This is a genomic window from Nocardia sp. NPDC006630 (assembly GCF_040611495.1).
In the GTDB taxonomy this organism is placed as follows: domain Bacteria; phylum Actinomycetota; class Actinomycetes; order Mycobacteriales; family Mycobacteriaceae; genus Nocardia.
This window is the reverse complement of record NZ_JBEXOK010000004.1, coordinates 598,508-624,941: the sequence shown is the minus strand read 5'-3', so window position 1 is coordinate 624,941 and position 26,434 is coordinate 598,508. Positions and strand designations below refer to the sequence as shown.

Here is a 26,434-nt window from a genome sequence, read left to right as displayed (position 1 = left end):
CTGACCACTGGCTCCAGTTATGGCGCGAGCTCGGGCTCGGGCTCGGGCAATGTTTCTCCGGTCTCGAGCAAGGTTTTGAGGTTGGCGAGGATGGCGGGCCAGCCTTCGCGGATGCCGGAGAGCATGAGGCTTTCGGGGCCGAAGCCGTTGTGGATGACGGTTAGTTTGACCATGTCTCGCAGGGGGGTGAGGTCGAAGGTGACGGTGGAGCGGGGTTCGCCGGCCAGTTGGGCGAAATCCTCTGGGCTGAAGCCGAACTGGTCGGCGAAGGCCTGGTCTACGGTGTGCCAGGTGTAGGACAGGGTGCGGTATGGGTCGGCGGTTACTACGACTTGTTCGGAGTCTTTGCCAATCCAGCCGGACTGCTCCCAGACCATGGGCGAGCCGGGCTGCCAATCGGTTTCGAAGGTGGCGCCCCAGTAGCGCTTGGTGAAGGCGGGGTCGGTCAGGGCCTGCCAGAGTTTCTCGGGCGTGGTCCTGATGTAGGTGGTGTAGACGAATTCCTCACTCATGGTGGCGCTCTCCAATGCGGTTTTGAGGTCGGCGAGGGCGTGCACCCGGCCGCGGTCGTATCGGTTGATCCAGCGCTCGGCGATGGCGTTGACGGGTTCGGCGTTGAGGTAGTGCAGCTTTTCGCGGCCGCGCCACAGGGTGGTGACCAGGTTGGCCGCCTCCAGGACGGCCAGATGCTTGCTGACCGCCTGCCGGGACATTTCCAGGCCGGTGCACAACTCCCGCAGGGTCTGGCCGGTGCGCTCGTTCAGGCCGTCGAGCAGGCGGCGGCGACTGGGGTCGGCCAGTGCCTTGAAAACCTCGTCCACCTGCACCTCTGTCTACGTTCTCGCCATATGCAAACTATTGGTTGCATGAACAGAATAGGCAGCCGTCCGGTTGCCTGTCAATGCTCGCGCCGACGACGGCGTTGCTGAAATCGGTTCGCGCGACACGTGTCCGATACGGGCGGATGGCTTTAACGCGCGCCGACCGGCAGGATGACCAGGGTGTTGCGCAGTTTTCAGGTGGCGAACCACCGATCCCTCGCCGAGCCGCAGGAGTTGCGGCTCACCCGCGGCAATGGTCCTGTCGCTGCTCCGGTCACCGCGGTGTACGGCGCCGCCGCCTCGGGCAAATCCAGTCTTGTCGGTGCACTGGACCGCATGCGTGACGCGGTACTGAACTCGGTCACGGGCTGGGATCCCTTCTCCGGACCGGTGCGCACTCCGCACCTCGGATTCGCGGACCGCCCTTCGACATTCGTGGCGCACTTCGTCGCCGAGGGGTGCCCGTACACCTACGGGTTCCGGCTCGACAATGCCGATGTGAGCGCCGAATGGTTGCATTCGTACCCGCACAATCGCAAGCGCATCGTGTTCGAGCGCGCGGGGGAGGATATTCGCATCGGGCCCATGTTCGAAGCCGCTCGCTACGGACTCGGCGCGGTGGTGCCGCTGGTGCGCCCGAATGCCCTGCTGCTCAGCCTGTCCGGGCAGCTGTACGCCGAACCCCTGGTGCCGGCCTACCGCTGGTTCCAGTCGCTGCTGGAAGTGCAGTGCGGACAACCGGATCCGGCCGATATCGCACAGCGGGTGGGCAGTCACATCTCCCGCTCCACCGAGCATGCGGTGCGCCTGCTGACGGTGCTGCGCTCGGCCGATCTGGGCATCACCGATCTGCTGCTGCCGAGCGACGATCCCATGTACGCCGACTACCTGCACGACCTCGACACCGATATCGCCAGCACCACAAAGGAAATCGAGTCCTGCACCACCTCCTCCAGCTATGCGGAGGAGCTGTTCCTCGAGCACGGCATCACCATCACGCTGCTGCAACGCGAGCTGTCGAATCTGTTCGGTGCGCGTGATGCCCTTTACTCCCGCATGGTCGCGCGGCGGGGCGTCGGCCTCGGGCTGGCGCACGAGGGCATCGACACCGCCTTCGATATCACCGACGAGTCCAGCGCCACCCTGGCCATGCTGCGGCTGCTCCCGCCCATGCTGGACGCGCTCGACGCCGGCGGTGTGCTCATGGTCGACGATATCGACGAACATCTCGCCCCGGAGACGGCCGACAGCCTGATCCAGCTCTTCCAGAACCCCGAAACCAATACGCACGGTGCGCAATTGGTCTTCACCACCGCCAACCGCATGCTGATCGATCGTGGCAACGGGCGTTCGCAGTCCAAGCGCACCATCGTCTGGGGGGTGCGGCGCACCCTGGCCGGGACCTCGGAGCTCACCCCCGCCGATCGCCCCGCACTGCCGGCGGGCACCACCACATCGCTACCGGCAGGGGCCATCGCGGCGATCACCGCGGGCTGAACCGGCCGCACCGATCACGGTGAGCTGAACCGGCCAAACCCATCACCGTGAGCTGAACCGGCCAAACCCATCACCGTGAGCCGGACCGGCCAAACCCATCACCGTGAGCCGGACCGGGCCAACCCATCACCGTGAGCCGGACCGGGCCAATCCATCGCTGGGCAGAACCAGCCATATCCCCGACCCCGAAGCATCCGGACGGCACTGCGCGGCCACTTGAACCGCCGCGCGGCAAGCCGATAGCAACTGGTCAGCAACCACATCGACCCACTGTGCGCGCGGCCCGCCTAGCATGGGGTCATGCTCATGCAGCTCACGTTCATCGTATTGATCGGCGGCGCGCTGGTGGCGACCATCATGGCCTTCCGGCGGGGCCGGGGCGGCGGCGGTCAGATGGTCGCTCCGGAATCCGGCACGCTGTACGTGACCGGGGTCAGCCCGCGCCCGGACGCCACCGGCGAGCAGTACGTGACACTCAGCGGCAGCATCTCCGGGCCGTCGGTGGTTGCACACGAGGTCTACGGCCGCTTCGCCTGGGATGTGAACCAGTGGCCATCCATCGGCGAGCAGATCCCCGTGGCCTACCCCGCGGGCAAGCCCGACCGCTGGCAGCTCGGACACCCCGGCGCACGCCCCTACTTCGGCTCCCGCCAGCGCGACCAGCGCAACTGACGGCGTCGCCGCGCACGTATTCACGTCCCGCGCAATCTCGTCCGCACCGGGCAAGCCCCGGTACGGCGGGCAAGCTCGGCGCAGCAGGCAGGCTTGTGCGCGTCGGACAGGCTCGGCGCGACGGGCAAGCTCGGCGCGACCGGCAGGCTCGGCGCGACGGGCAAGCTCGGCGCGACCGGCAAGCTCGGCGCGACCGGCAAGCTCGGCGCGACCGGCAAGCTCGGCGCGACCGGCAGGCTCGTGCGCGAATCGGTCAGCGGCGGATGGCGAAGATGGTGCCGTTGGTGGGGTCGCCCGTGGCGCCGGGGCGGTCGTAGCCAGCGACCATATCGTCCCAGGTGCGGAATTCGGTGTCCCAGCCGTTGGCGATCAGCCAGTCCCCGATATCGGGGCCCAAGCCGCCCAGCTCGCCGGGAGCGGCGTCATCGCCCGAGACGAGTCGGCGCAGTTCCGGATATGGCCCGGTATCCGCGTCCACTGCGAACTTCGCGACGCCGAATCGACTTCCCGGCGCGGACAATTCGGTGATCTTCTCGACCACCCGCTGCGCATCGGGGCGAGTCAGGTAGCCGAGCACGCCCTCGTCCACCCAGTGCGTCGGCTCCTCGGGCCGGAAGCCCTGTGCCAGTAGCGGTTCGGCCCACTCCTCGCGGAGATCGACCGGCAGTACGTGTCTTTCGTAGCGCGGGGTCACACCGGCGCGTTCGAGCACCGGTTCCTTGAAGTCGAAGGTGACCGGGAGGTCGAGTTCGAAGAAGCGGGTCTCCGCGGGCAGATCCATTCGGAACGCCCGGGTATCGAGCCCGGCGCCCACGATGACAACCTGCCGATTACCCTGGCGGACAGCATCTTCGACATGATCGTCGACCAGCCGCACCCCGATGGTGCGACCGTCGAAGAACATGTCGACCAGCGGCAGCAGCCGATCCCAGCGCTGTCCGAAGAACGGTTTCGCGGCGTCGACGAAAAGCTGTGCGAAAGGATCGTCGTAGAGCCGATCCGGTCGCTGCGACTCCCTGGCCCGGATGACGGCGACCCCGATCGCGGTCATGGCCACGCCGGCAACGGGTACTTGCCCTGCCTCGGTCATATCAAATCTCCCCGTACCATTAACTTGCCGCCCGACTAGTTATCCGAGCTTGCCGCCGACGCTAGGCTGCTCCCTTGCCGGTCGTCAAGCCACCGGAAGCCGAATACGACTGGAGGGACCCATGGACGGGCGTCGCAGCGATACCCGGGAGCGCATCCGCGCCGTGGCCATGGAGCTGTTCGGCGAGCACGGATACGAGAAGACCTCACTGCGCGAGATCGCCGAACAGCTCGGCGTCACCAAAGCCGCGCTGTACTACCACTTCCGGACCAAGGAAGACATAGTCGCCAGTCTGTCCGACGATCTGCGCAGCGGCATCGACGACATTGTCACCTGGGCCGAGGCCGCGCCGCCCGGCCGGGAACGGGCGCAGGAAATCCTCACCCGCTACGGCACGCTGCTGCACAGTCTGGGCAAGGACATGATGCGGTTCTGGCACGAAAACCAGCCCGCCTTCCGGCAACTCGGGTTCGGGGTCGGCCTGCGCTATCAGTTCCGGGTGCTGGCAGATCTGATGGCCGCCCCGGACGATGCGGCACTGGCCGTATTCCACGCTCGCCAGGCGCTACTGGCCATCAGCTGGAGCATCACCATGATGAGCGACCTCGAACTCACCGACGAGCAGTGCAATGCGGCCGCCGCCCGCATCGCCTCGGGCATTCTCGCCGATATGTGAATACCGGTGCCGTGCCGGATTATTCGAAGTTGATCGACTCCGGCTCGTCCGCATAGACACGCGCGGTCTCGGCCGCGAGGCTCAGCGCCTGCCGTGCCCAGGACAGCGGTGCGCCCGCCAGGCCGCAGGCCGGGGAGACCAGAATCTGCTCGGCCAGCAGGCGGCGCCGGAAACCCAGCCGATCGATCAGCCGCACACCGGGTTCGGCGATCTCACGCCAGGTGACGGGCTTGTCCGGAGCCGTGGTCGGCACCAGCCCGAGTACCAGATACCTGCCGTCGTCGAGCAATTCGCCGATGCGATCGAGATCTGCCGTATGAATGGTGGAGATGTCGAAACCGACTGCGGCAGCGCCACTCCGGCGCAGGAAGCCGAGCGGGGGCTTGGCGGCGCAACTGTGCACCAGCACCGGCCCCGACTGCGCGCCGATCACCGTATCGAGTACGTGCAGCGCTTCCGGCTCCGGCATGGCGCGCACGGTATTGAGCATGCTGACACCGCTCAGCGAGCCCTCCAGCACATCGGTCAGCAGCGGTTCGTCCAACTGCACCAGCACGTCTGTGGCCAGCCGCTTACCGACCTCGGCCACATGGGTCGCCAGCCCCTCGGCGAGGGATTCCGAAAGATCGCGCAGCGCACCGGAATCGGTGATCACCCGGTGCCCGAGCGGCAATTCCACCTCGGCGGCGAGCGTCAGCGGCCCGGTGACCTGAACCTTGATCGGCCGACCGGATCCCATGAGACCGGCTGTCTCCCAAGCCTCTTCGAGCGCATCGAGATCAGCGTGCAGGAAATCGCGCGCCCGCCGCGCCACTGCCCCCGGTCGCACGGCCAGCCGATACCCGCGCGTGGTGCTGTCGAACCGCATATCGACCAGCAGCGCCGACACCCGCCCGATCATGTCCGCACCCACCCCGCGCCCCGGCAATTCCACCAGATGCGGCAGCTCCCCCAGCTCCCCCACCACGGTCGCCGCAGCCTCCCGCGACTCGCTCCCGGGCCACGACCCGACCCCGGTCGCGATCCCCCCGCGCAAAACCCCGCCACCAGTCTCGATGTCACTCATCCGCGCCACTCCGCATCACTCGGCCATCCAGATCCAGCACTCACACAACCACTCCGCACCGCCCACCGGAACTGGACGACATCGCGGCACGCCGGAGGCTACACCGGCGCTCGACTTCCACCGACGCCCCATCAACCCGCCGCCCACGGCTATCACCACGGCCCGCTCCATCCACCGTCCCGGCACGCCACCGAGAGATCGCTAACCGTCTCCCCGGCACCCCACGGAGGAACCTCGCCATCCGTCATCCCAGCACCCACCGATGAATCTCGCTAACCGTCACCCCAATACGCCACCGAGAGATCTCGCTAACCGTCATCAACCGTCGTCCCGGCATGTTTTGGCCGAGGTCCGCGGCACAGCGCCCGGGCTGTGCCAGCGGATTCCGGCCGAAAGCGCGCCGGAATGACGGGGCCGGGTGACGGGCCGAAGGACGACCGCGCCAGTGTCACTGCGCGGTGTCCGCGACCAATTCGTTTGCGTAGGAGTGGGGTTCGCGTTCGGTGCCGGAGATGGTGCCGCTGCCGAGGACCTCGTCGCCGGCGGTGTCCGGGCGGTAGAGGACCACGGCCTGGCCGCGGGCCACGCCGGTGAGGGGTTCGCGGAGGCGGACGATGAGGCCGTCGCCTACGGCCTCGGCGACCGCGGGGGCGGTGCCGCCGTGGGCGCGGACCTGGGCCACGCATTCGATCGGGCCGTCGGGGGTCGCGCCGGAGGTCCAGATGGCGCGGGCGGCCAGGACCGTCCACACCTCGAGGTCCTTGGCGGAGCCGACGTGGACATCGCCAGAGTCGGGGTCGATGCCGGTGACGTAGCGGGGCTTGCCGTCGGCCGCCGGGCCGGGCAGGCCGAGGCCCTTGCGCTGGCCGATGGTGAACTCGTGCACACCCTTGTGATCGCCGAGCTTGGTGCCGTCGGCATCGCGCAGCGCACCCGGGCGGATACCGATCTTGGCGCCCAGGAACGCCTGGGTGTCACCGGAGGGAATGAAGCAGATGTCATGGCTGTCCGGCTTGTCCGCGACGGCCAGGCCGCGCTCGGCGGCCTCCTCGCGAATCTGCGGCTTGGGGGTGTCGCCGATGGGGAACATGGCGCGCGAGAGCTGCTCGGCGGTGAGCACCGCGAGCACATAGGACTGATCCTTGTCGGCGTCCACGGCACGGCGCAGTACGCCGTCCTCGAGGCGGGCGTAGTGGCCGGTGGCCACGGCGTCGAAGCCCAGTGCCACCGCGCGATCCGCGAGCGCCGAGAACTTGATCTTCTCGTTGCAGCGCAGGCACGGATTGGGGGTTTCCCCGGCGGCGTACGCGGCGACGAAGTCGTCGATCACGTCTTCCTTGAAGCGGTCGGCGAAATCCCAGACGTAGAACGGGATTCCGAGCATGTCCGCGGCGCGCCGGGCATCACCGGCGTCCTCCTTGGAGCAGCAACCGCGCGATCCGGTGCGCAGCGTGCCCGGTGACGCGGACAGCGCCAGGTGCACCCCGACCACATCGTGTCCGGCGGCAACGGCGCGCGCGGCCGCTACCGCGGAATCCACACCACCACTCATCGCGGCAAGTACTCGCATCTAGAAGCCTCCTTTCGCGCCGGCCATTCCGGCCGCCTTCGCCCGCTCGACCACCTGCGGCAGCACTGCCAGCAGGGCATCGACATCGGCGTCGGTCGAGTTGTGTCCCAGGGTGAATCGCAGAGACCCGCGTGCCAGTCCCGGATCCACACCCATGGCGAGCAGCACATGGCTGGGTCCGGCGACACCGGCATTGCAGGCCGATCCGGTCGAGCATTCGATCCCGGCGGCGTCGAGCAGCATGAGCAGCGAATCGCCCTCACAACCGGGGAACGTGAAGTGGACATTGCCGGGCAGCCGTCGGTCGCCGGTGGGTCCGTTGAGGATCGCCTCCGGCACCTCGGCGAATACGCCGTCGATGAGACGATCCCGCAGTCTGTTCAATTCGAGTGTGCGCGTGTGCATTCCGGCGACGGTCTCGCGGATGGCGGCGGCCAGACCGGCCGCACCGGGAACATCCGAGGTACCGGAGCGCAGATCCCGCTCGTGCCCGCCGCCGTGCAGCATGGGCACCGCCGGCACCTGACGGCCCAGCAGCAGTACGCCGACACCGTGCGGCCCGCCGACCTTGTGGCCCGCGAAACTCGCTGCCGCCAAACCACTCCGGCCGAAGGCGATGGGCAGCTGCGCACCCGCCTGCACCGCATCACTGTGCATGGGCACATCGAATTCCTGTGCCACCGCGGCCAATTCGGCAATGGGCTGGATGGTGCCGACCTCGTTATTGGCCCACATGACACTCACCAGCGCGGTATCGCCGGCATGTGCGGCCAGCGCGTCGCGCAGGGTGCGGGGCGAAATGAAACCTTCGGCATCCGGATCCAGCCAGGTGACCTGCGCACCCTCGTGCTGCTCCAGCCACTCGACGGCATCGAGCACCGCATGATGCTCGACCGAGCTCACCAGAATCCGGGTGCGCTTCGGATCGGCGTCACGGCGCGCCCAGTAGATGCCCTTGACGGCGAGATTGTCGCTCTCGGTCCCGCCGGAGGTGAAGATGACCTCCGACGGCCGCGCGCCCAGCCCCGCCGCGATCGACTCCCGAGCCTCCTCGAGCAGCCGCCGTGCGGCGCGCCCGGAAGCATGCAGCGAGGACGCATTGCCCGCCGACCCCAGGACAGCACTCATCGCCTCGACAGCGACCGGGAACATGGGTGTTGTGGCCGCGTGATCGAGGTAGACCGTCTGGGCACCGACCGGACCCGGGAAACCCGACTTCATGACCGACAAAGCCTATCCCATCGTTGACCTGCGCTTCCTTGGGGTATCCCCGGGCGGTCTACGATTTCCCAACGATTCTGCGCACGGTTTCGGCAACAGGCCGATGGCTGTCGGTTATTCCCTCGGTCGGCGCGCCGCGTGCGATCAGGGTTTGCGGCCTACACCGCAGTAGCAGGACACCTTGGCATCGAAGGACGCGGAGATCTCCGTCGTCTCCGCCAAACCCCACCGATGCGGCGGCACCACACCCGGCTCGACCAACTCCAAACCCGAGAACCAACCGGTCACCTCATCACGGGTACGCACCTGCGCCGGCAACTTCCGCACCCGGTACACATCCTGCGCAGCAACCACCTGCTCCGGGGCGAAGTCGGCCGTGATCGTGCAGATCACCAGGAACGACCCCGGCGCCAGCGCGTCCAAGAACGTCGAGACGATCAACGGGATGCTCGCCTCCACGAAATGGAGCAATGCGATCATGCTCAAACCGACCGGCTTCGACAGATCCAGCACCCCGGACATGGCCGCCAGGATCGACAGCGGATCGGTGACATCGCCTTGGATGTAGGTCGTCGCCCCAGCCGTTCCTCCGGGCATCAACGCCCGCGCGTGCGCCAAGACCACCGGATCGTTGTCCACGTACACCACCCGCGCATCGGGGGCGGCCCGCTGGGCGATCTGATGCAGATTCGGCTCGGTCGGAATCCCGGTCCCGATATCGAGGAACTGCCGAATCCCCGCCTCCGCCAGGTACCGGGTACTGCGCTGCATGAACTGCCGATTCACCCGCGCCGCGGTCCGAATATCGGGCCACGCCTTCAAGATCTCCTGTGCGGCCTTGCGATCGGCCTCGTAGTTGTCTTTACCGCCGAGGAAATAGTCGTATATGCGCGAAGTGTGCGGCAGATCCAGTGGCATAACCTTTTCCATCCCATCACCACTTCGATCGACCGGCCACACACCTACGTGGACAGGCTAGCTCGCCACGGGCCAGGACCGGAGGGTTTCATGCAGACCTCCTATCAACACCGTGGCCGCTCAGCAGAACTCGCGAAGTTCGGCGGCGACGAGCTGGGGTTTTTCGTCATTGAAGGTCGCGGTGTGGCCGACACCAGGCAGCGTGACAGATCGGGCATTCGGCAGGATTGCCGCGAGCCTCCGCAATGCGACACCCAGATAACCGGCGCTCCGGCTGCCACCGAGCAGCAGGGTGTCGCATTGCAGCGTGGAGAACACCGACAGGTCGGTCTCGGCAGCGCGCACCACTTCGATGTCGTAGCGGACCGTCGGGACGAGTTCGCGGAGCGGGCCGTGATCGGTGTCGCCCTTGTCCATCCGCAGGAACAGCGCCATCAGCGGCACCAGTACCGCTCGGGGAAGTACGGCCATACCCCGGACGTCACCGGTGCCCTTGAGCACCGAGACGAAAGCCGAGGCGGTCTTACCGGCGTCCAGATCGCGTTCGTAGCGACCCGACCACGCGGTCGGTGAGACACCGCCGGTGGCCAGCGGCGGCTCATAGAGTGCGAGCTTGGTGATCTGCGGGAGCTGCCGGGCGGCGTGCAAGGAGATGACCGCGCCGGAGCTGAGTCCGAAGACATTGTGCGCATTGGTTTCCCGGAGCAGGGCGGCAAGGTCGTCGATCTCGGTCTGGATGCTGTAGTCCGGACCGAACGGGCCACTCAGACCGCGACCCCGCCGGTCGGGGATGTAGACGGTGAAGCGATCGGCCAGCATTCGAGCCAGCATCTCGAAGAGCTGTCCGGTCATCATCGCGCCGTGCACGAGGACCAGCCCCGGACCGACGCCGATTCGCCGATACCCGATGGTCGTGCCGTCGCTCGACCGCACCGCTCCGGTCTCGAAGGTCATTGCCATGCCGGCGAGAGCCGCAGCGCCGGTGCGGATGTCGTTGTGTGCCATAGGTCAAGCGTTCGCGGACTCGCTTGCATCGGACTTACGTCGCGGTGTCGTTCGTGCATTGGCGTGGGGAGAGCTCTTGCGAGTGCCATAAACAGAATCTATATTCTGTTTATGGCACCGAGCTTCACCGCGCAGACCATGGCACTTCAGCGGGCCATGGAGACTGCGCGGCCCGCGAATTCGCGACTGTTCACCGATCCCCTGGCTACGGCATTCCTGTCCGGGCCGCTGCGCGGCGTGGCGGCGCTGGCTCGCCTACCGGTGCTCGGGTGGATCGTGCCGCGGGTGTACGACCTGGCCCTTCCGGGGCCGCGGCCGTCCGCAGTAGCGCGCACCCGGCTGATCGATGACGCCGTCTCGGAAGCCCTGAATGCCGGGATTCGGCAATTGGTGGTGCTCGGCGCGGGATTCGACAGCCGCGCATGGCGACTGGACGGTCTGCGTGATGCCCGGGTGATCGAGATCGACCGGCAGGGCACCCAGGCGGAGAAGATCGCCGCCGTCCGGCGGTCGGGCAGATCGGTCGACAACGTCCGATTCGTCGCTGTCGACTTCGAACGGGACGATCTCGAAACCGCGCTCCGCGCAGCCGGATTCGCCGAGGACGAGCAATCCCTCTTCCTCTGGGAGGGCGTGACCAACTATCTGACCGCCGAGGCCGTCGATCGCACCCTGGAGATCGTGCACAGCCTCAGCGCGCCCGGCAGCCGGTTGGTCTTCACCTTCGTGCACGCCGGAGTCATCGATGGCAGCGCCGAATTTCCCGAAGCCGCGCGCTGGCTTCGCAGCGTGGCCACGGTCGGTGAGCCGTGGACCTTCGGTCTGCGGCCGGAACAGTTGCGCGACTTCCTGATCGGACGCGGCTACGAACTCATCTGGGAGGAATCGACCGCCGCGGCCGGACGGCGCTACTTCGGCCCGGTCGGCCGCCCGGACCGCGCCTCGGAGCTGTACCGAGTGGCCCTCGCCCGAGTCGCATGCCCCGCCTGACCGCCCGCACGGCCGCGGAGCGACGTGGCCGGATCATCGACGCGGCCATGGAATATTTCGCGACACGCGGCCTGCACGCGACCACCATGCAGGATATTTGCCGGACAGCGGGATTGAGTCCGGGCGCGGTGTACTGCTGGTATCCCAGCAAGGAATCGATCGTGAATGCCGTTGCCGAGCAGCGCCATCAGCGCGAGCGCGAGATCCTCGAAACCGCGCTGGGCAACGCCGACCCGCGGGCGAGCCTGCACTCGTTCCTGGACAGCTATTTCGACTGGCTCGCCGATCCCGAGGAGCAGCAGCGGCGGCGTGTCGGCGTGCAGGTGTGGGCCGAATCGCTCGTCAACGATCAACTCCGGGAATCCATCAGCGAGGGCATCGGCCAGCGCACACTGGCCTTGGATTTCGTCCGGGCGGCACAGGCGGCGGGGACGATTCCCGATCAGGTCGATGCGGACGCCTTCACTCGAATCATCCTGGCCATCATCCAGGGTTTCATCCTGCAGCAGTCATGGGAGCCGGAGCTCGATATCGCGGGATTCCGCCGCGCGCTGACCCTGGTGGTCGATGCCCTCACACCGAAGTCCGTTAGCTAGCCGAGGATTTGCCCCGACCGGATACTTATGCCGTTGGCGTGCAATAGGTCTTGGTCAGGAGGCCAGCTTCAGGCTTGCCGGTGCTTCGGTCCGGCCGATCTGCTTTCATTGGCAATGGAACGATCGGCGCTGTACCGAAGGATCATCTGATGAAGGTTTTCGTGGCAATCGGGTTGTGCGCTTTGATCATTCCCGGACTGGCGGGCTGCAAGGCGTCCACGCCGGCCAAGGCTCCGATGGCTCCCGCGGCCGCGCAGCCGTCCGGAAGTCAGCCGGCCATCGCGCCGCCGGCCGGGGTGAGCGCCGCCCAGGCCCGCACCCAATTGGCGGCGCTGCCGGTCAAGGGTCGCGCGGCCATGACCGGTTACACCCGAGATCAATTCGGGCCGGCGTGGACCGATAACAACAATGACCCGGGCGGGCACAACGGCTGCGATACCCGCGACGACATCCTGCGCCGCGATCTCACCGACGTCTCCCCCGCCTCGGGCTGCACCATTCAATCGGGCACGCTGCACGATGTCTACACGGGCAAAACGATTGCCTTCCAACGCGGTCCGAAGAGCTCGGTGGTCCAGATCGATCATATGGTTCCACTCGGCGATGCCTGGCAGACCGGGGCGCAGCAGCTCACCGCGCAGCGCCGCCAGGACCTCGCCAATGACCCGCTGAATCTGCAGGCCGTCGACGGGCCGACCAACGAGTCGAAGGGCGATGGCGACGCGGCGACCTGGCTGCCGCCGAATACCGCCTATCGGTGCGTGTACGTCGAGCGGCAGATCGCGGTCAAAACCGCTTACGGCCTATGGATCACCTCCGGTGAGCACGACGCCATGGACAAGCTGCTCGCCGGCTGCAACTAGCACCCCGGGCCGGGGCGCGGCCGCCGATCGACAAGACTGATCCGGTGCAGACTCCGGTACTTGTCGTGGGTGGTGGACCGGCGGGCCTGGTCGCCGCGCTCGGATTGACGCGGCGCGGCGTCGGCGTCCGGCTCCTCGAACGAGCCGAAGGGCCGTCCGTCGCTTCGCGTGCGAAGGGCCTGCAGCCGCGCACACTCGAGATGCTCGAGCAACTCGGAGTGCTCGAGGAGATCCTCGCCGCCGGTGGCCGGTTTCCGCGCTGGCGCAGTTACCGGTCCGGCGAATTGGCGTGGGAGAAGTCCATTTACGAGCTTCTCGGCACCGGGGATCCGGTCGCCACCACCGCCATCCCCTACCCCGAGACCTGGATGGTCGCGCAGTGGCGGACCGAGGACATACTGCGGCGCGCACTGTCCGCACGGGGTGTCGAGGTCGAATACGGTTCGGCGCTGGACACTGTGGACCAGGACGGCGACAGCGTCACCGCCACCATCCGCCGCTCCGGTGGGTCCGAGCAGATCCGGGCGTCGTATGTGGTCGCCGCCGACGGCGCGGCCAGTACCGTCCGGGGCCTGCTCGGCATCTCGTTCGACGGCCGCACGCGGGAGGACGAACGCTTCCTCACCGCCGATGTGCGCACCGCCGATCTGGATCGCGAATTCTGGCACAACTGGTCGAAGCCGGACGATCCGGCGGCACGCGTATCGATCTGCCCACTGCCCGGCACCGATACCTTCCAGTTCGTCGCACCGCTCGCACCGGACGAGATAGCGCCGGAATTGACGCTGCCGACCCTGCAGCGGCTGTTCGAGGAGCGCTCCGGCGACACCGCCGTGCGCTTCACCGACGCACCCTGGATCACGCTGCACCGCACCAATGAACGGCTGGCGAGCCGATTCCGTGACGGGCGGGTATTCCTCGTCGGCGATGCCGCACACGCCGTTCCGGCCGCCGGTGGACAGGGGCTCAATACCGCTGTGCAGGATTCACACAATCTCACCTGGAAGCTGGCCGCCGTGCTCGACGGGGCGCCTGCGCAGCTGCTCGACAGCTACGAGGAAGAGCGGCGACCGATTGCGGCTCGGTTGATGGCCGGTCTGAGTACCGCCGACGAGCACGGCGAGACACCCGATATCTTCCAGCTGCGCAACAACTATCGCGCGCGGGGACTCAGCGCGGAAACTCGGACCGCGCCGGGCGGTGTTCGAGCCGGCGACCGTGCACCGGATGGACCGCTGAAGCTCGAGGGGGGTGCGGCGCAGCGGGTTTTCGACTTGCTGCGCGATGCGGAGCTGACGTGTCTCACGTTCGGCAGCCGGGCCGCTGGTTCGGTCAATTCGGTGGCAAGACACCATCATTCGAATATCAAGGTTCAGGTACTCGAGGTGCCACGCAATTCACCGGCGACCGCCGATATCTTACAGGCCACCTATGACGTCACCGTCGGTGACGAGATAGCGTTCCTCGTGCGCCCGGACGGATACATCGGGTTCGCCGCTGACAACAACATCGCCGAAGCGCTCCACGACTACCTGTCACGCCTTCTCGGCGGGAGCGAAAAGCACTGACGCATAGGTGTTCTCCGCTGCCACTCAGAGAATCACCCCCAGGTCCCGGTGGGCAGCCAGAGTGCGATGGCACAGATATCGTCTGCCACACCGCCCTCGGAAATGCACCGTGTCCGACGCCCGGCATACAGCCCAAGTTTCACACCGAGCGCCGGCTTCGCCGTCGCGGGCTCGCGCTCGCACTGCCAAACGCCGTCCGGAGGCATGCCTCATTCCACCCAGCTACGGAGTAGCGCGCGCAAATCAACTCGCGAAATTTCAGGCCACGGTGCCGGATGCCGAGACAACAGCGTGTGGTTCCAGTCGACCCAGTCTTCGAAGCAGCTCGGGTCCGCGGCAACACTGGACGGCATCACCTCCGGGGTCATTACAGTTCCTCTCCAGTCCTCCATACCGCGATACATGCGCAGAGCCGTCCCAGTATCAATAGCAGGATTCACAGCAGATATTCGCTCGGTCCACATCGCAGTGGCCCGCGCACGGGTCACCTCGCCCACCTCTCCCATGCGCTCGAGGAATAATGACGCGTTATACAGCAGATCACCGGGTCCAGCAGTTTCCCAGTCCAGAATCCACAATCTACGTTGGCTATCGAGAAGAAGGTTGTGCGGATACAGGTCGTTGTGAGAAAAGACAACCGGTTCGCCTGATCGACCATAGTCCGGCTGAACATACCGCGACAACGGCCCGATCCCGAGCTCATCCAGCTTCGACAGCTGGTCCGATGGCAGGTTGCGATACGCGTCGTCGGCATGCTGGATAATCTGCTGCTGCCAGGCTGGGATATCCAGATCCATTCCTCCCGGTACGAAATGCTCGGACATCGACTGCACCTGATCCAGAAGATCTGGCAGCCAATTCATCAGCTCGGGATCGGCGGAAGCCCGAGTTTCGCCGGGAATGAATCGCATAATACTGAACTCTTTACCAGAAGACAGGTCCGTGCCAGCGTAGAGAATCTCGGGTGTTCGCACGTCGCATTCACGTGCGTATTCTATGGCGGTGTTCTCGGGCATCCACTTCTTCAGGAACGTCACGGTTTGTTGTTCTTTTTCAAATCTGACCACCGCCGGACCTGCGCTCGTGTCGACCATATTCACCCTATTGCCGGTCCCAGCAAAGTCCGGTTCCTTCTCCCGGACCTGCGCGTACAACCCATGGGCCTCCTCGGGAGATATTTCGTAGCGGCCACGACCGTTTCGACGTACTTGGCCCGTTTCAGCCGGACCGATCGTGTCGAGCTCAGGTGCGAGTTGCTCGTCGTCGTGCGTGATCCGCTCGAGGCCGCTCCGTATCTCGTGCGGGAATTCGCGGTGCGATTCACCGAGTCGCGCGGCGCCCCTGTCAGCAAGCGCATCGGTGAGCCGCTTGGCTGCCTGCAGCATTCTCGCGATGATCTCGCCGCCCCCCGACCCGCCCATCAACGTTTCCTGTCGCTGTAATCGGGCTGTCAGGCAGCGTGGTCAACGGTGGCCGAGACCGGAACCAACCTCGCTGGTGACGACGGTGACTCTGGAACACAGGGCCGGCGGGCAGCCTACAAGGCAATGCGATTGCAGCGCGGTGCAGAGAGCTACCCAGCGCTGGCAACCGCTGCGCTCGCACGCCAACACCATCGCGTACCTGCAATGCACTGCACGCGAAGCCGATTGCAGTAAACGGATCAACACCGCTCGGCTGCCGGAAGACAACAGCGCCGACCCGCCGGGGGAAGACGGCGGATCGGCGCTATCGACGTGAATTCACACGCGGGCGGGGAGCTTCACCTCGGTATGGAGTTCGGGGTGCCGTTCCGAATCCAGCAGGACGGCGCCCTCTTCCGCGCGGCGGACGATGCCGGCGAAGGCGCGGTCCACGGCGTCACCGTGGATGGCACGCTCACAGCGGCGGGCCAGGTCACGGCGGTCGGTGCCGGGGAGTTCGAGCGGTTGCAGCACGATCTCCGCGACGATGCCGCGCGAACGCAGTACGCGGCGAACCGAATCGCCCATGGTGTCCACACCCACGAAACCCGGGACGGTGGATACCCGGCCGTGCGCGTCCAGGTAGCGCAGCCGGATCGGCTGCACGGGGGTGCCGGTGTCGATGGCCGCCTGGAAGAGCGCGGGGCGCAGGCGACCACGGGCACGGCCGCACCAGGTGGTGCCCTCCGGGAAGAGGCCGACCCGCTCGCCTGCCGCCAGCCGCTCGGCAATCTGGTTCACAACGCCGGGAAGGGCGCGCAGCCGCTCCCGCTCGATGGGGATCACCCGCACCAGTCGCGCGATATCGCCGACCAGCGGCCAATCGACCATATCGGCACGGGCCACGAAACCCATGGACTCGACGGCAGACAGCGCGAAGATATCGGTCCAGCCGATATGCCCGGCTACCATGAGGCGGCCCTGCGGCGCGGGCGCAGCGGTATCACCCTGTGCCACAGCCGAATCAGGCACAGCCTGCGTAGCGAACTCCGCCCGACGGGCTGTCGCGGACTGCACCGCGATCTCAGCGCCGGCCACTGGTGGCGCCGCTTCGGCGGCGGCCGCTATTGCAGTGCCCAAACCCGGGGACCGAGGTCCGGCGACCAGCGGATTCTGCTGTACGGCGGTCAAATCGGCGCGATTGTCGACGATGCGCAGGCGAATTCCGCAGCAGTGCAGCAGCGTTCGGGCGTACCGCTTGTGCAGGGCGGTCCGCCAGCGACGCGGTGTGGCCAGGTGCGCGACCGGGAAACTCACCAGGACCGCACCCACGCCGAGGGCGCGGGCGGCGACCAGCAGGTTTCCGGCCTCAGGGGCGGTTTCGACGCAGTCCGGGCCGCACGGGCTGGACGGCATCCAGGCATGGGCGGCGGGTGCGGGCGGGGGACACGGCAGCGAACCCACGCCGGGGGAAAGGAAGGCAGGCATCATGATTCATCACCGCTCGAGAGTGGCCACCGCGCCCTGCAGGCGCTCCAGGTAGCGAGTGTTGATGGTCGAAAGGCCCAGCAGCGCAACGAAGTCGGCTACTGCGAAGTCGGGATCGTGTGCGGGCTCGCCACAGATCTGCGCACCCAGGCGCAGGTAGCCGCTCATGAGCGGCGGGAGCTTCGGGCGGGCCGGAGCGTCCAGCTCGTCGAGGGTCAGACCGTCGACGACCACCGGGTTGTACGGGCGCACATGACGTTCCGGCTCCAGCGCGTACTTGCCGAGCAGCTGGTCGCGCACGGCCCGCACATTCCGGCCGGGTGCTTCCTCGGGAGTGGTCTGCATGGGCACCGAAACGCAGCCCATGATCCATTCGTAACCGGTGAGCTGGATGTAGTGCAGGATGCCCGCCCACATGAGGGTCAGCGTGGAACCGTTGCGGTGATCGGGCACCACGCAGGCACGACCCATTTCGACCATCCGGTTCCCGGCGGGATCCATTGCGGTGAGGTCGAATTCGGTGGCGGTGTAGTAACCGCCGGCGGCGGTCACCTTATCGGGCGGCAGCATCCGGTAGCAGCCGACGAACTGATCGGTGAGATCGTCTCGCACCAGCAGGTGGTCGCAGTGGTCGTCGAAACGGTCTGCGTCCAGGCCGTTCTCGTTGACCGGGATGGTGAATCCCGGCTCATTGGCGAAGACCTGGTAGCGCAGGCGCTGCGCGGCCTCGCGATGCTCGGCATCGGAGGACACAACCAGTGAGTACTGGGAGCGGCCCGACGTGCGCAGCGGCTCCGGAGTGACATATGACGCGGGTGTGAGCCGGCTGGAGCTCGACGCTGCCATGGTGGTCATACGGTTGATCAAACGAGGCTCAGAATGCGCTGGAGCGACGGTCAGATGGCGGCTCGATGCCAGTCCGGTGAACGCGACGCACACCACACCCGGAGTTCATCGCAGGGCCGCTGAACGTTCTCTACCAGGACAAACGCTCGTATCCTGGCTGGGTACAGCGGGGTTTTCGCCACCGCGGATCACCCTTCCGAGGCATCGGGCGAGCCCGCCGCAAAGGGCGAATTACGGAAGGCTACGCCACCGCGCGCCCCGTGTTCGCGCCGGGTCGGGAACGCAGAAGCAGGGCCGTATCGCCGAATTCGTGCCAGAGATAACCGCCGTCGAGCGCGGCTCGATACGCCTGCCGCACCACGTCGGCCCCGGCCACCGCCTCCAGCAGATGCAGATGCGAGGCACCCGGCGCATGCCAGCCGGTGATCAGTCCGTCGACCACGCGGGTCGGGCGGTCACCACCGAGCACCAGATCGGTCCAGCCCGATACCGGATGGACCAGATCATCAGCGCCGACGGCGGATTCGAGGGCCCGCGTCACCGTGGTGCCCACCGCCACCACGCGTCCACCCGCATCCCGGGTGAGATTCGCCAGCCGGGCGGTCAACTCGGGAACCGCGAAGCGCTCCGGGCTCGGCGGCTCACCCGATTCCGGTGAGGAAACACCCGTGTGCAGGGTGATCGATGCCAGGCCCACACCGCTCGCGACCAACTCGGTCACCAGGGCATCGGTGAACGGCCTTCCGGCGCTGGGCATTTCCGCACTGCCCGGTTCCCTGCCGAAGACAGTTTGATAGTAGGAGGCAGACCAGCGTTCGCGGACATACGAATACGTGATCGGCCGCCCCCGCTCGGCCAGCAGTCGCGGCACGTCGGTATCGATATCGGCGGTCCACAGGCGCTCGGCGTCCGGCAGCCACGGCGCGCGCAGAACTGCGCTGTGTCCGTCCGCAAGCCGCACGTGGGCACCGGGTTCCAGGTCAGCTCCCCGCCAGGGCGTGCCACCGGGATCGCGCAGCTCGACCACCCAGCGGCCGTCGTCGAGCGGCGTCGAGAAGTGCAGCACCGCTTCCTCCCGGCCGTACCGAGCCGGTACGGCCGCAGTGACCATGGCCGAATTGTTCACCACCACAAGGTCTCCGGGGTGCAGGAAGCCCGGTAGTTCCCGGAATCGAGCGTGGGTCACCGCACCGTCCTCGCACACCATGAGCCGCACCTCGTCCCGTGCCAGCCCGCGCGCCTCCGGCGGACTGGTCGCCGACAGCTCGTCGGGCAGCAGGAATTCCACCGCCTCCGTCCCCACCGTCATGACGCCACCGGTAGTTCCGAGGCCAGATAGCGACCGCTCGGCGGCCTGGTCCCGAGGAGGTGGAGCAGTGCGGGCACAACGGTTTCCGGCTCGGGCCGGTCGGAGATGTCCTCCCCGGGGAATGCGGCCTGATGCATGGCGGTGCGCATATCCCCCGGATCGAAGGCGTAGATCCGCAGGTCCGGATTCTCGGCGGCCAGTACGGCCGTGAGCTGATCCAGGGCGGCCTTGGAGGCGCCGTAACCACCCCAGCCCGGATAGGCGCCCACCGCGGCATCGGAGCTGATGTTCACCACAGTGCCGTCCGCGGCGCGCACCGCCGGAAGCGCACATTGCAGCACTGCCAGGGGCGCGACCACATTGGTATCCAGCACTGCCGCGAGCTCAGCGATCGGATAGCGGTCCAGCGGCGGCAGCGGACTGGGGCCGAGGGCGCTGGCATTGTTGATCAGCAGGTCCAGCGGGCCGGAGCCGAGAGCGGCGGCCAGTTCGTCCCGGTGCGCGGGATCGGCGATATCGCCCACCACGGCGTGGGCTCCCGTTGCGGCGCGGACCTTGTCCAGCGCATCGCCGCCGCGCGCGGTGAGGATCAATTCCCACCCCTGTTCGGCGAGGGCGAGTGCGACGGCGCGGCCGAATCCCGCCGAGGCGCCCGTGATCAGGGCTCTTCTGTTCTTCGTCATGACTCCATCGTGAAACCTGAACCTCAGTTCAGGTCAAGGTCGTTCACCGGGAGCGAAGCCCGATGACACGGCGATCGGTCCTGCCGTCAGGCGTTCTCGCGGGCGAAACTGCGGGCGCCGATCACCATGAGCACCAGGGCCAGCGCGATCGTGACCGTGGTCCCGACGTAGACATCGGAGGATCCGAAGTCACCGCGGAACAGCGCCCGTGCCGCATCGACGGTGTGCGAGAAGGGATTCGCCTTCGCGATATCCTGCAACCACTTCGGCCCGACGCTCATCGGCAGCAGAATGCCCGACAGCAGCATGATCGGGACCGATACCGAGTTGAGTATGGAGGCGAGGGTCCCCTCCTCCTTCGCCCACAGCCCCAGTGCGTACGACGCCGATGCCAGACCGGCCGCCATCACGGAAATCAGCAGCACCGACAACACCAGCCCGAGTGGATCGGGCCGCAGATCGAAGGCCAGCATCGCCACCGCGACCAGCACCAGCGCCTGCACGATCAGCACGACCATGTCCTTGAGGACACGACCCAGGAGCAGGGCGCCACGCGCCGCGGGCGTCACCCGCTGCCGCTCGATCACGCCCGACCGCAGCTCGGACACAATGGCGAATCCGGCGAACATGGCACCGAACAGGCCGATCTGGATGACCAGCGCCGGTGTCAGGAGCTTCCAGGGATCCGAACTCGCGCCGAAGGACGGCGATACGCCCTTCACCAGCGGTCCGAACAGGACGAGATAGAGGATCGGCTGGGTCAATCCGATCATGACCCACACCGGATTTCGCAGATTCGATCGCAGTTGGGACCAGAACACCAGCCCGGTGTCGCGCGCGAATGTCATGACTGGTTCCCTTCTCGCAATGAGCGCCCGGTGAGGGTCAGAAATACGTCGTCGAGGCTGGGGCGTTTCACGGTGAGGGCGCCGGGGGTGATGCCGTTCTCCCCGAGCGCACGCAGTAGCGGAACCACGGCCTCGTCACCCTGATCGACCGTGAGATGTACGAGAGACATTCCCGCACGGCCGTTTTCGCCGGTATTGAGGCGGTGCCGCACGGTGAGCACCGATTCGGCGATCTCCAGGGCGAGATCGGCACTGCCGTTGTCGATTTCGAGGCTGATCACATCGCCGGAGATGCGGCGCTTGAGCTCATCGGGCGTGCCCTCGGCGACTATGCCGCCGTGGTCCATGACGAGCACCCGATCACAGAGGGCGTCGGCCTCCTCCAAATAGTGAGTGGTCAGTACGACGGTGGTGCCCTCGTCGCGCAGCCGCCGAATGTGCTCCCACAGATTGGCGCGGCTCTGCGGATCGAGCCCGGTGGTGGGCTCGTCCAGGTAGATCAGGAACGGGCGGTGAATCATTCCGAGGGCGATATCGACCCGCCGACGCTGACCACCGGAGAGCTGACCACACCTGCGCCGGCCCATGCCATCGAACTCCAGGGCCTTGGACAGCTCCGCCGCATTGGCCACAGCCTCGGCCTTGGACAGCCCGAAAAGCCTTGCCTGCAGGATCAATTCGTCGTCGACCAGTTCGGTGTCCGAGGTCGAACCGCCCTGCGGGACATAGCCGATCCGGGAGCGCACGGTGCGCGGTGCACCGCGCAGATCCGCACCGGCGACGGTGGCCTCGCCCGCGCTGGGCGCGAGCAGGGTGGCGATCATTCGCAGCGTAGTGGTCTTGCCTGCGCCGTTGGGGCCGAGCAGGCCGATGATCTCACCGTCGTACACATCGAAGTCGATACCGGTAACCGCTTGTACGGCACCGGTTTTGGTTTTGAAGGAACGAGCCAGACCGCGGACCCGGATCGCCGGTTCAGCGGAGTGGCGACGATCGGGTGATGTCGTTTCCACATGTCTACGGTAGAAACGATCGGCGACATAGTCAAGCTTGACTATTAAGACTTGACTAATCGGCGAGCGGGGCCGGGATCATCGACCCGCCCATCCCCTCGCTCCACACATCCAGCTCACCGCTTTCGATGCGCCGCAGGGTTTTTCGCGACCACTCCAGATCCGCCCGGGTGTGATCGGCGGACAACCGCACCGCATCGGCCACATGGAAGGGCTCCGACTCCTCCGGCTTCCCACTGCCGGCGAGAATCCGCTGCTCCTCCCGCTCGAGAAACACGATCGCCGCCTCGAACTTCAGAATCCGGCTGCGCAACGCCGCCACCACATCCTCCCGCGGCGCATGCGGGAACAAGGCCACCGTCGCGAAGTACGGATGCTTGAGCTGATCGGCGTCGAACAGCGCATCCCGCAGCAGCTGCCCGAACTCCTTCTCGCCCTCCGCGGTCAGCCGATACGTGGTCCGCTCCGGCCTGGCCCCCTCCTGCCCCACCTCATCCACCGAGATCAGCGCATCCCGCTGCAGGGTGTTCAAAGCCCCGTACACCGACCCGGGCTTCACATTCGCCCAATCGTCCGCATGCCAGGACAGCAATTCGCGCCGCACGTCATATCCGTGCACCGGTTGCAGCAGCCGCACCACCGACAGCACCAGCAACCGCGTTGTAGGAACAGCCATATTCGCAGGTTAGCAGCGGCGAGAGCGGCGGCCGAACACGAAGGAGCCGCCCGGCGGGGACTGCCGGGCGGCTCATTTCGGGGCATGGGTCAGGCGGCTCGAGGTTCGGCCTGATCCTTTGCCGCCGAGGTCTTCTGGACCTCGTTGAAGCCGGGGCGGCCGGTGCCGATGAAGGCGACCAGCCAGGAGAAAACGGCCGCGAAGCGGTTGCGGAAGCCGACGAGGTAGAACAGGTGCACTGCCAGCCAGGTGAACCAGGCGAGGGTGCCGGTGAACTTGATCTTGTCGTTCAGCTTGGTGACGGCGCTGAAACGGCTGATCACCGCCATGCTGCCCTTGTCCCAGTAATTGAACTCGGTGGCGGCGTGCTTCTTGCCGCGAATGATGTCCGCGACGTGGCGGCCCTCCTGCATGGCGACCGGCGACTGGCCGGGGTAGCCCTTGAGGGAGGTCATATCGCCGATGGCGTAGATATCGGCATGTCCGCCGACGGTGCAGTCCGGATTGATGAGAAGGCGTCCGGCCCTGTCGGTTTCGCAACCGGTGGCCTCGGCCAGCAGCTGCGCGAAACCGCCCACCGCCACGCCCGCCGACCACACCACGGTCTCGGCGGCAATGCCGCGCTCCACACCGTCCTTGCTCTTGACAGTCACCTTGCCCTCGTCGATATCGGTGACGAAGGTATCGACCAGCACCTCGACGCCGCTCTTGGTGAGCGACTTCTTGGTGTACTCCGACAGGCCGCCGCCGAACGGGGGCAGCACCACGCCCGCGCCCTCGACCAGGATGACCGAATCATCCTGGTGGTAGTACCTTTTCGCGAGTTCCTTGAGCTGACCGGCGACCTCGACACCGGTGGCGCCGGCGCCGACCACGACAAAGCTGAGCAGCCGGCGGCGGGTCTCCGGATCGGCATCCTTGGCCTCGGTGAATACGCGGTCGATCTGCGCGCGCAGGTCCCGGGCATCGTCGATGGTCTTGAGCGAATACGTCTTCTCGGCGAAATCGTCACGGCCGAAATAGGACTGGCTGGCGCCGGTCGCCGCGATCAGCGAGCCGTAGCGGATCTTGCGCTGCCCCTCGGCGGTTTCGTAGGTCAGCACCGCGGCCTCGGCGTCGATGGCGACCACCTTGCCGACGCGGGTCTGACCGTTCTTGTGGTGCTTCAGGATGTTCTTGATGGGCGGTGCGATCTCATCGGAGGCCAGCACACCCGTCGCAACTTGGTAGAGCAGAGGCTGGAAGAGGTGTTCGGGGGTACTCGAAATAAGGACGTACGGAACTCCCGACTTATTGAGTTGCTTGGCGGCAGACAGCCCACCGAACCCCGAACCAACAATGACGACCTCGACGGTCTCGATACCCGCGTCCACACTCTGCATGACAGCCTCCTTCTCTCATGACTAACCGTAATTCGGAACGCAGTTGTTCCAGGGGTCAGGGCGCATAATCAATATGACTCTTATCTAGATCGATCATGAATGGGAGAAATGCCGTGGAGCTGCGACAGCTGGCCTACTTCGTCGCCGTCTGCGAGGAGCTCAGCTTCAGCCGCGCGGCCACGCGCTGCTTCATTTCGCAGTCGGCCATCAGCCACCAGATCGCGCGGCTGGAACGCGACCTCGGCGTGCCCCTCTTCGAGCGGTCCACCCGGTCGGTCGTACCGACCGACGCGACCACTCGGCTACTTCCCCTTGCGAAGCAAATGCTGAGCCTGGAATCCGCCATTCGCGCAGCTGTAAGGGCCTCCGGGCCGCGGATTCGCCTGGCAGCCAATATGTCCTTCGCAACAAGATCGCTGTCCGCCATCGCCGGAGCACGCGAGGCGCATCCGGGTGCGGAGATCGAATTCGTCATCAAGCCCTTCCGCCAGCGCATTCAGGCGGTAGCCGACGGTGACTGTGATCTTGCTCTCATCCGGGGCAGCGTGGATCAGCCCGGACTGACCGTGGAGAAGCTCTGGGTGGAGGACTTGGTCATCGCCACCTCCACCGCGCACCCCCTCGCCGGACGCGCCGACGCCACCCTCGCCGATCTCGGCGCGTACCCATTACTACTACCGCCCGAACTCGATCAGGTGCTGCTGCACAATGTCGTCCGCGCCGCCTTCGCCGATCTACCCACCGGCCCGGCCTACGGTCCCCCCATCCCCCCGGACCACACCGCCACCATGGAGCTCATCAACCGCCCGGACGCCTGGACCATCCTCTACGCCGACAGCCAAACCGAAGGCATCGCCATCCTCCGCCTCACCGGCAACCCCCTCCGCATCCCCGTCTCCGCCGTAATCCGCAGCGACCTCCGCCCCTCCCCCATCCTCACCACCCTCCTCGCCGCCCTGCACTGCGCCTGAAGCGGAGCGCCTGAAAACGGAGCGGCGCTACAGCATTCGTCGGCTATCGTCGTTCCGTCGAAGCGGGCCGCGGGGAGTGGCCCGGAGGTAGGGGGAGCCATGAGACCGTGTCCGCGCTGCGGCATGCTCGATCAAGTGCGCGGTCTACGCGCGATTCTGCAGAACGACATCCGGCACAGCACGTCGGTGGGGAGTGTCAATCTCCGTGCCGGACAGCACTTCACCGTGACACGAGCCGGTGACCTGTTCCCCAGCCAGCACGGGCGCGCCACGACGTCGGTGCGCGGTTCGATCGTTCAGCACGGAATCGAGGGCAGCGTGCTCGCCGGAACTCTCGCAGGAACCATGTTCCTCGACCCACGACATGCCGGATTGACCCGCCGTCGGGCCAGTACGCTTTTGGTTTTGGGTGCTTGGGCGATACCCGTCCTCGTCGGGCTGCTGAGTCATGCGACCACGGACGGCGGATCCCTCGACTTTCTGGTCTCCTGGATTTTCCTGCCGACGGTCGCGTGGGTCCTGGTGGTTCCACTCGCCAGGCTGATCGCCCAGAGACTCGACGAGGCCGCCACCGCCGCGGATACACCGAAGCAGCAAGGATGGCAGCGCGCCGGACAGCGTGCGGCACTGTGGGAAACGCTCGCCTACTGCGGGCGTGATCATCTCGCGTACGACCCGCACAGCGGTGCGCACTTCGCGCCCGAGGGGATCACAGGTTATTTGTTCCATCGCATCCCCGAGATCGAGTACATCGCGCAGGCCGATCAGATCACGCGCCATTGAGCCGACAGCGGAGCCGGAAGCGACTTACGCTGGCTGGTGTGAGCCAGGAGCACATGCGGGCGTCCAATGCCGATCGGGAACAGATCGTCGCGAAGTTACGGACGGCCATGGATGACGGCAGGATCGATCTGCATGAATTCGATGAGCGACTCCAGCAGGTGTATGCCGCCAAGACCTATGGCGAGCTGGCGCCGGTGCTGTCCGACCTTCCCGTGCAACGGGTTTCCCGGTCGAGTACGAGTGGCGGGACCGGCAGGGGTGGGCTGCCGACCTGGGTGATCATTATGTGGATCCCGTGGGTCTTCGTGAATATTCTGTGCCTGGTCATCTGGCTGGCGACCGGTGCGGGGTATTTCTGGCCGTTCTGGGTGGCGGTGCCATGGGGGCTGGCGCTGCTCATTCCGAGCACCATCGGCATTGTTGTCGGGCGGGACAACAGCCGGACCGAGCGGGCGCGGGAACAGCACCGGCACTGAGGG

26 protein-coding genes are annotated in these 26,434 nt (G+C 66.4%); 10 read left to right on the top strand and 16 right to left on the bottom strand.

Features of this window, described 5'->3' with window-relative positions:
• Positions 1-17: 17 nt before the first annotated feature.
• On the bottom strand, positions 18-821 hold the full coding sequence (locus ABZX86_RS14665; RefSeq protein WP_355123618.1) for a metalloregulator ArsR/SmtB family transcription factor: 804 nt from the start codon (positions 819-821) through the stop codon (positions 18-20).
• Positions 822-992: 171 nt separating this feature from the next.
• Here ABZX86_RS14665 and ABZX86_RS14660 point away from each other — a divergent pair, with 171 nt between their 5' ends.
• On the top strand, positions 993-2,318 hold the full coding sequence (locus ABZX86_RS14660) for an ATP-binding protein (protein ID WP_355123616.1): 1,326 nt from the start codon (positions 993-995) through the stop codon (positions 2,316-2,318).
• A gap of 357 nt (positions 2,319-2,675) precedes the next feature.
• Entirely contained in the window at positions 2,676-2,990 is a 315-nt protein-coding gene (locus ABZX86_RS14655) for a hypothetical protein (RefSeq protein WP_355123852.1), read from the top strand.
• Positions 2,991-3,243: 253 nt separating this feature from the next.
• On the opposite strand, the gene ABZX86_RS14650 is transcribed toward ABZX86_RS14655, so the two are convergent.
• Entirely contained in the window at positions 3,244-4,080 is an 837-nt protein-coding gene (locus ABZX86_RS14650; protein ID WP_355123614.1) for an SAM-dependent methyltransferase, read from the bottom strand.
• Positions 4,081-4,201: 121 nt separating this feature from the next.
• Between ABZX86_RS14650 and ABZX86_RS14645 the strand changes: the two genes are divergently transcribed.
• Positions 4,202-4,756, top strand: coding sequence for a helix-turn-helix domain-containing protein (locus tag ABZX86_RS14645; RefSeq protein ID WP_355123612.1), 555 nt, complete (start codon positions 4,202-4,204; stop codon positions 4,754-4,756).
• Between the two features lie 19 nt (positions 4,757-4,775).
• Here ABZX86_RS14645 and ABZX86_RS14640 read toward each other — a convergent pair whose 3' ends face one another.
• From ABZX86_RS14640 to ABZX86_RS14620, 5 genes are all read right to left on the bottom strand, one after another.
• Positions 4,776-5,822: a methionine synthase gene (locus ABZX86_RS14640; protein WP_355123610.1), complete on the bottom strand. Its 1,047-nt coding sequence runs from the start codon at positions 5,820-5,822 to the stop codon at positions 4,776-4,778.
• A 448-nt stretch (positions 5,823-6,270) separates the two neighbouring features.
• Positions 6,271-7,392: a tRNA 2-thiouridine(34) synthase MnmA gene (gene mnmA / locus ABZX86_RS14635; RefSeq protein WP_355123608.1), complete on the bottom strand. Its 1,122-nt coding sequence runs from the start codon at positions 7,390-7,392 to the stop codon at positions 6,271-6,273.
• On the bottom strand, positions 7,393-8,613 hold the full coding sequence (locus ABZX86_RS14630) for a cysteine desulfurase family protein (RefSeq protein WP_355123606.1): 1,221 nt from the start codon (positions 8,611-8,613) through the stop codon (positions 7,393-7,395). It abuts the gene before it with no gap.
• Positions 8,614-8,757: 144 nt separating this feature from the next.
• Positions 8,758-9,543, bottom strand: coding sequence for an SAM-dependent methyltransferase (locus tag ABZX86_RS14625; RefSeq protein WP_355123605.1), 786 nt, complete (start codon positions 9,541-9,543; stop codon positions 8,758-8,760).
• Positions 9,544-9,651: 108 nt separating this feature from the next.
• Complete coding sequence (locus ABZX86_RS14620; protein ID WP_355123603.1) at positions 9,652-10,536, bottom strand: alpha/beta hydrolase; 885 nt, start codon at positions 10,534-10,536, stop codon at positions 9,652-9,654.
• 111 nt (positions 10,537-10,647) lie between these two features.
• Between ABZX86_RS14620 and ABZX86_RS14615 the strand changes: the two genes are divergently transcribed.
• The 4 genes from ABZX86_RS14615 (at position 10,648) to ABZX86_RS14600 (ending at position 14,553) form a co-directional block, all read left to right on the top strand.
• Positions 10,648-11,526 carry an SAM-dependent methyltransferase gene (locus ABZX86_RS14615; protein WP_355123601.1) on the top strand — a complete coding sequence of 293 codons (879 nt, stop codon included), beginning with the start codon at positions 10,648-10,650 and terminating at the stop codon, positions 11,524-11,526.
• Positions 11,514-12,122 carry a TetR/AcrR family transcriptional regulator gene (locus ABZX86_RS14610; RefSeq protein ID WP_355123599.1) on the top strand — a complete coding sequence of 203 codons (609 nt, stop codon included), beginning with the start codon at positions 11,514-11,516 and terminating at the stop codon, positions 12,120-12,122. The genes ABZX86_RS14615 and ABZX86_RS14610 overlap by 13 nt, the downstream gene beginning before the upstream one ends.
• Before the next feature lie 149 nt (positions 12,123-12,271).
• A complete protein-coding gene (locus ABZX86_RS14605) occupies positions 12,272-12,985 on the top strand; it encodes an HNH endonuclease family protein (protein ID WP_355123597.1) in 714 nt (237 codons plus the stop codon).
• A gap of 44 nt (positions 12,986-13,029) precedes the next feature.
• Positions 13,030-14,553 (top strand): FAD-dependent monooxygenase, encoded by a 1,524-nt coding sequence (locus ABZX86_RS14600; protein WP_355123595.1) that lies wholly within the window; start codon positions 13,030-13,032, stop codon positions 14,551-14,553.
• A 209-nt stretch (positions 14,554-14,762) separates the two neighbouring features.
• Here ABZX86_RS14600 and ABZX86_RS14595 read toward each other — a convergent pair whose 3' ends face one another.
• The 9 genes from ABZX86_RS14595 to ABZX86_RS14555 form a co-directional block, all read right to left on the bottom strand.
• On the bottom strand, positions 14,763-15,938 hold the full coding sequence (locus tag ABZX86_RS14595) for an aminoglycoside phosphotransferase family protein (RefSeq protein ID WP_355123593.1): 1,176 nt from the start codon (positions 15,936-15,938) through the stop codon (positions 14,763-14,765).
• 357 nt (positions 15,939-16,295) lie between these two features.
• On the bottom strand, positions 16,296-17,447 hold the full coding sequence (locus ABZX86_RS14590) for a lysophospholipid acyltransferase family protein (protein WP_355123591.1): 1,152 nt from the start codon (positions 17,445-17,447) through the stop codon (positions 16,296-16,298).
• A gap of 6 nt (positions 17,448-17,453) precedes the next feature.
• Positions 17,454-18,299, bottom strand: a complete 846-nt coding sequence (locus ABZX86_RS14585) for a GNAT family N-acyltransferase (protein WP_327144638.1) — start codon at positions 18,297-18,299, stop codon at positions 17,454-17,456.
• Between the two features lie 232 nt (positions 18,300-18,531).
• The gene (locus ABZX86_RS14580) at positions 18,532-19,599 is read right to left on the bottom strand and encodes an S-adenosylmethionine:tRNA ribosyltransferase-isomerase (RefSeq protein ID WP_355123589.1); all 1,068 of its coding nucleotides are present in this window, start codon (positions 19,597-19,599) and stop codon (positions 18,532-18,534) included.
• Positions 19,596-20,282, bottom strand: coding sequence for an SDR family oxidoreductase (locus ABZX86_RS14575; RefSeq protein ID WP_355123587.1), 687 nt, complete (start codon positions 20,280-20,282; stop codon positions 19,596-19,598). The genes ABZX86_RS14580 and ABZX86_RS14575 overlap by 4 nt, the downstream gene beginning before the upstream one ends.
• An 86-nt stretch (positions 20,283-20,368) precedes the next feature.
• Positions 20,369-21,130: an ABC transporter permease gene (locus ABZX86_RS14570; RefSeq protein ID WP_355123585.1), complete on the bottom strand. Its 762-nt coding sequence runs from the start codon at positions 21,128-21,130 to the stop codon at positions 20,369-20,371.
• Positions 21,127-22,143, bottom strand: coding sequence for an ATP-binding cassette domain-containing protein (locus ABZX86_RS14565; protein WP_355123583.1), 1,017 nt, complete (start codon positions 22,141-22,143; stop codon positions 21,127-21,129). Before ABZX86_RS14565 ends, ABZX86_RS14570 begins: the two co-directional genes overlap by 4 nt.
• Before the next feature lie 55 nt (positions 22,144-22,198).
• On the bottom strand, positions 22,199-22,819 hold the full coding sequence (locus ABZX86_RS14560) for a helix-turn-helix transcriptional regulator (RefSeq protein WP_355123581.1): 621 nt from the start codon (positions 22,817-22,819) through the stop codon (positions 22,199-22,201).
• A gap of 89 nt (positions 22,820-22,908) precedes the next feature.
• Positions 22,909-24,201, bottom strand: a complete 1,293-nt coding sequence (locus ABZX86_RS14555; protein WP_327144632.1) for an NAD(P)/FAD-dependent oxidoreductase — start codon at positions 24,199-24,201, stop codon at positions 22,909-22,911.
• A gap of 113 nt (positions 24,202-24,314) precedes the next feature.
• Between ABZX86_RS14555 and ABZX86_RS14550 the strand changes: the two genes are divergently transcribed.
• From ABZX86_RS14550 to ABZX86_RS14540, 3 genes are all read left to right on the top strand, one after another.
• Entirely contained in the window at positions 24,315-25,172 is an 858-nt protein-coding gene (locus ABZX86_RS14550) for a LysR family transcriptional regulator (RefSeq protein ID WP_355123580.1), read from the top strand.
• Between the two features lie 135 nt (positions 25,173-25,307).
• A complete protein-coding gene (locus tag ABZX86_RS14545) occupies positions 25,308-25,955 on the top strand; it encodes a hypothetical protein (RefSeq protein WP_355123578.1) in 648 nt (215 codons plus the stop codon).
• A 38-nt stretch (positions 25,956-25,993) separates the two neighbouring features.
• A complete protein-coding gene (locus ABZX86_RS14540; RefSeq protein WP_355123576.1) occupies positions 25,994-26,431 on the top strand; it encodes a DUF1707 domain-containing protein in 438 nt (145 codons plus the stop codon).
• Positions 26,432-26,434 lie beyond the last annotated feature (3 nt).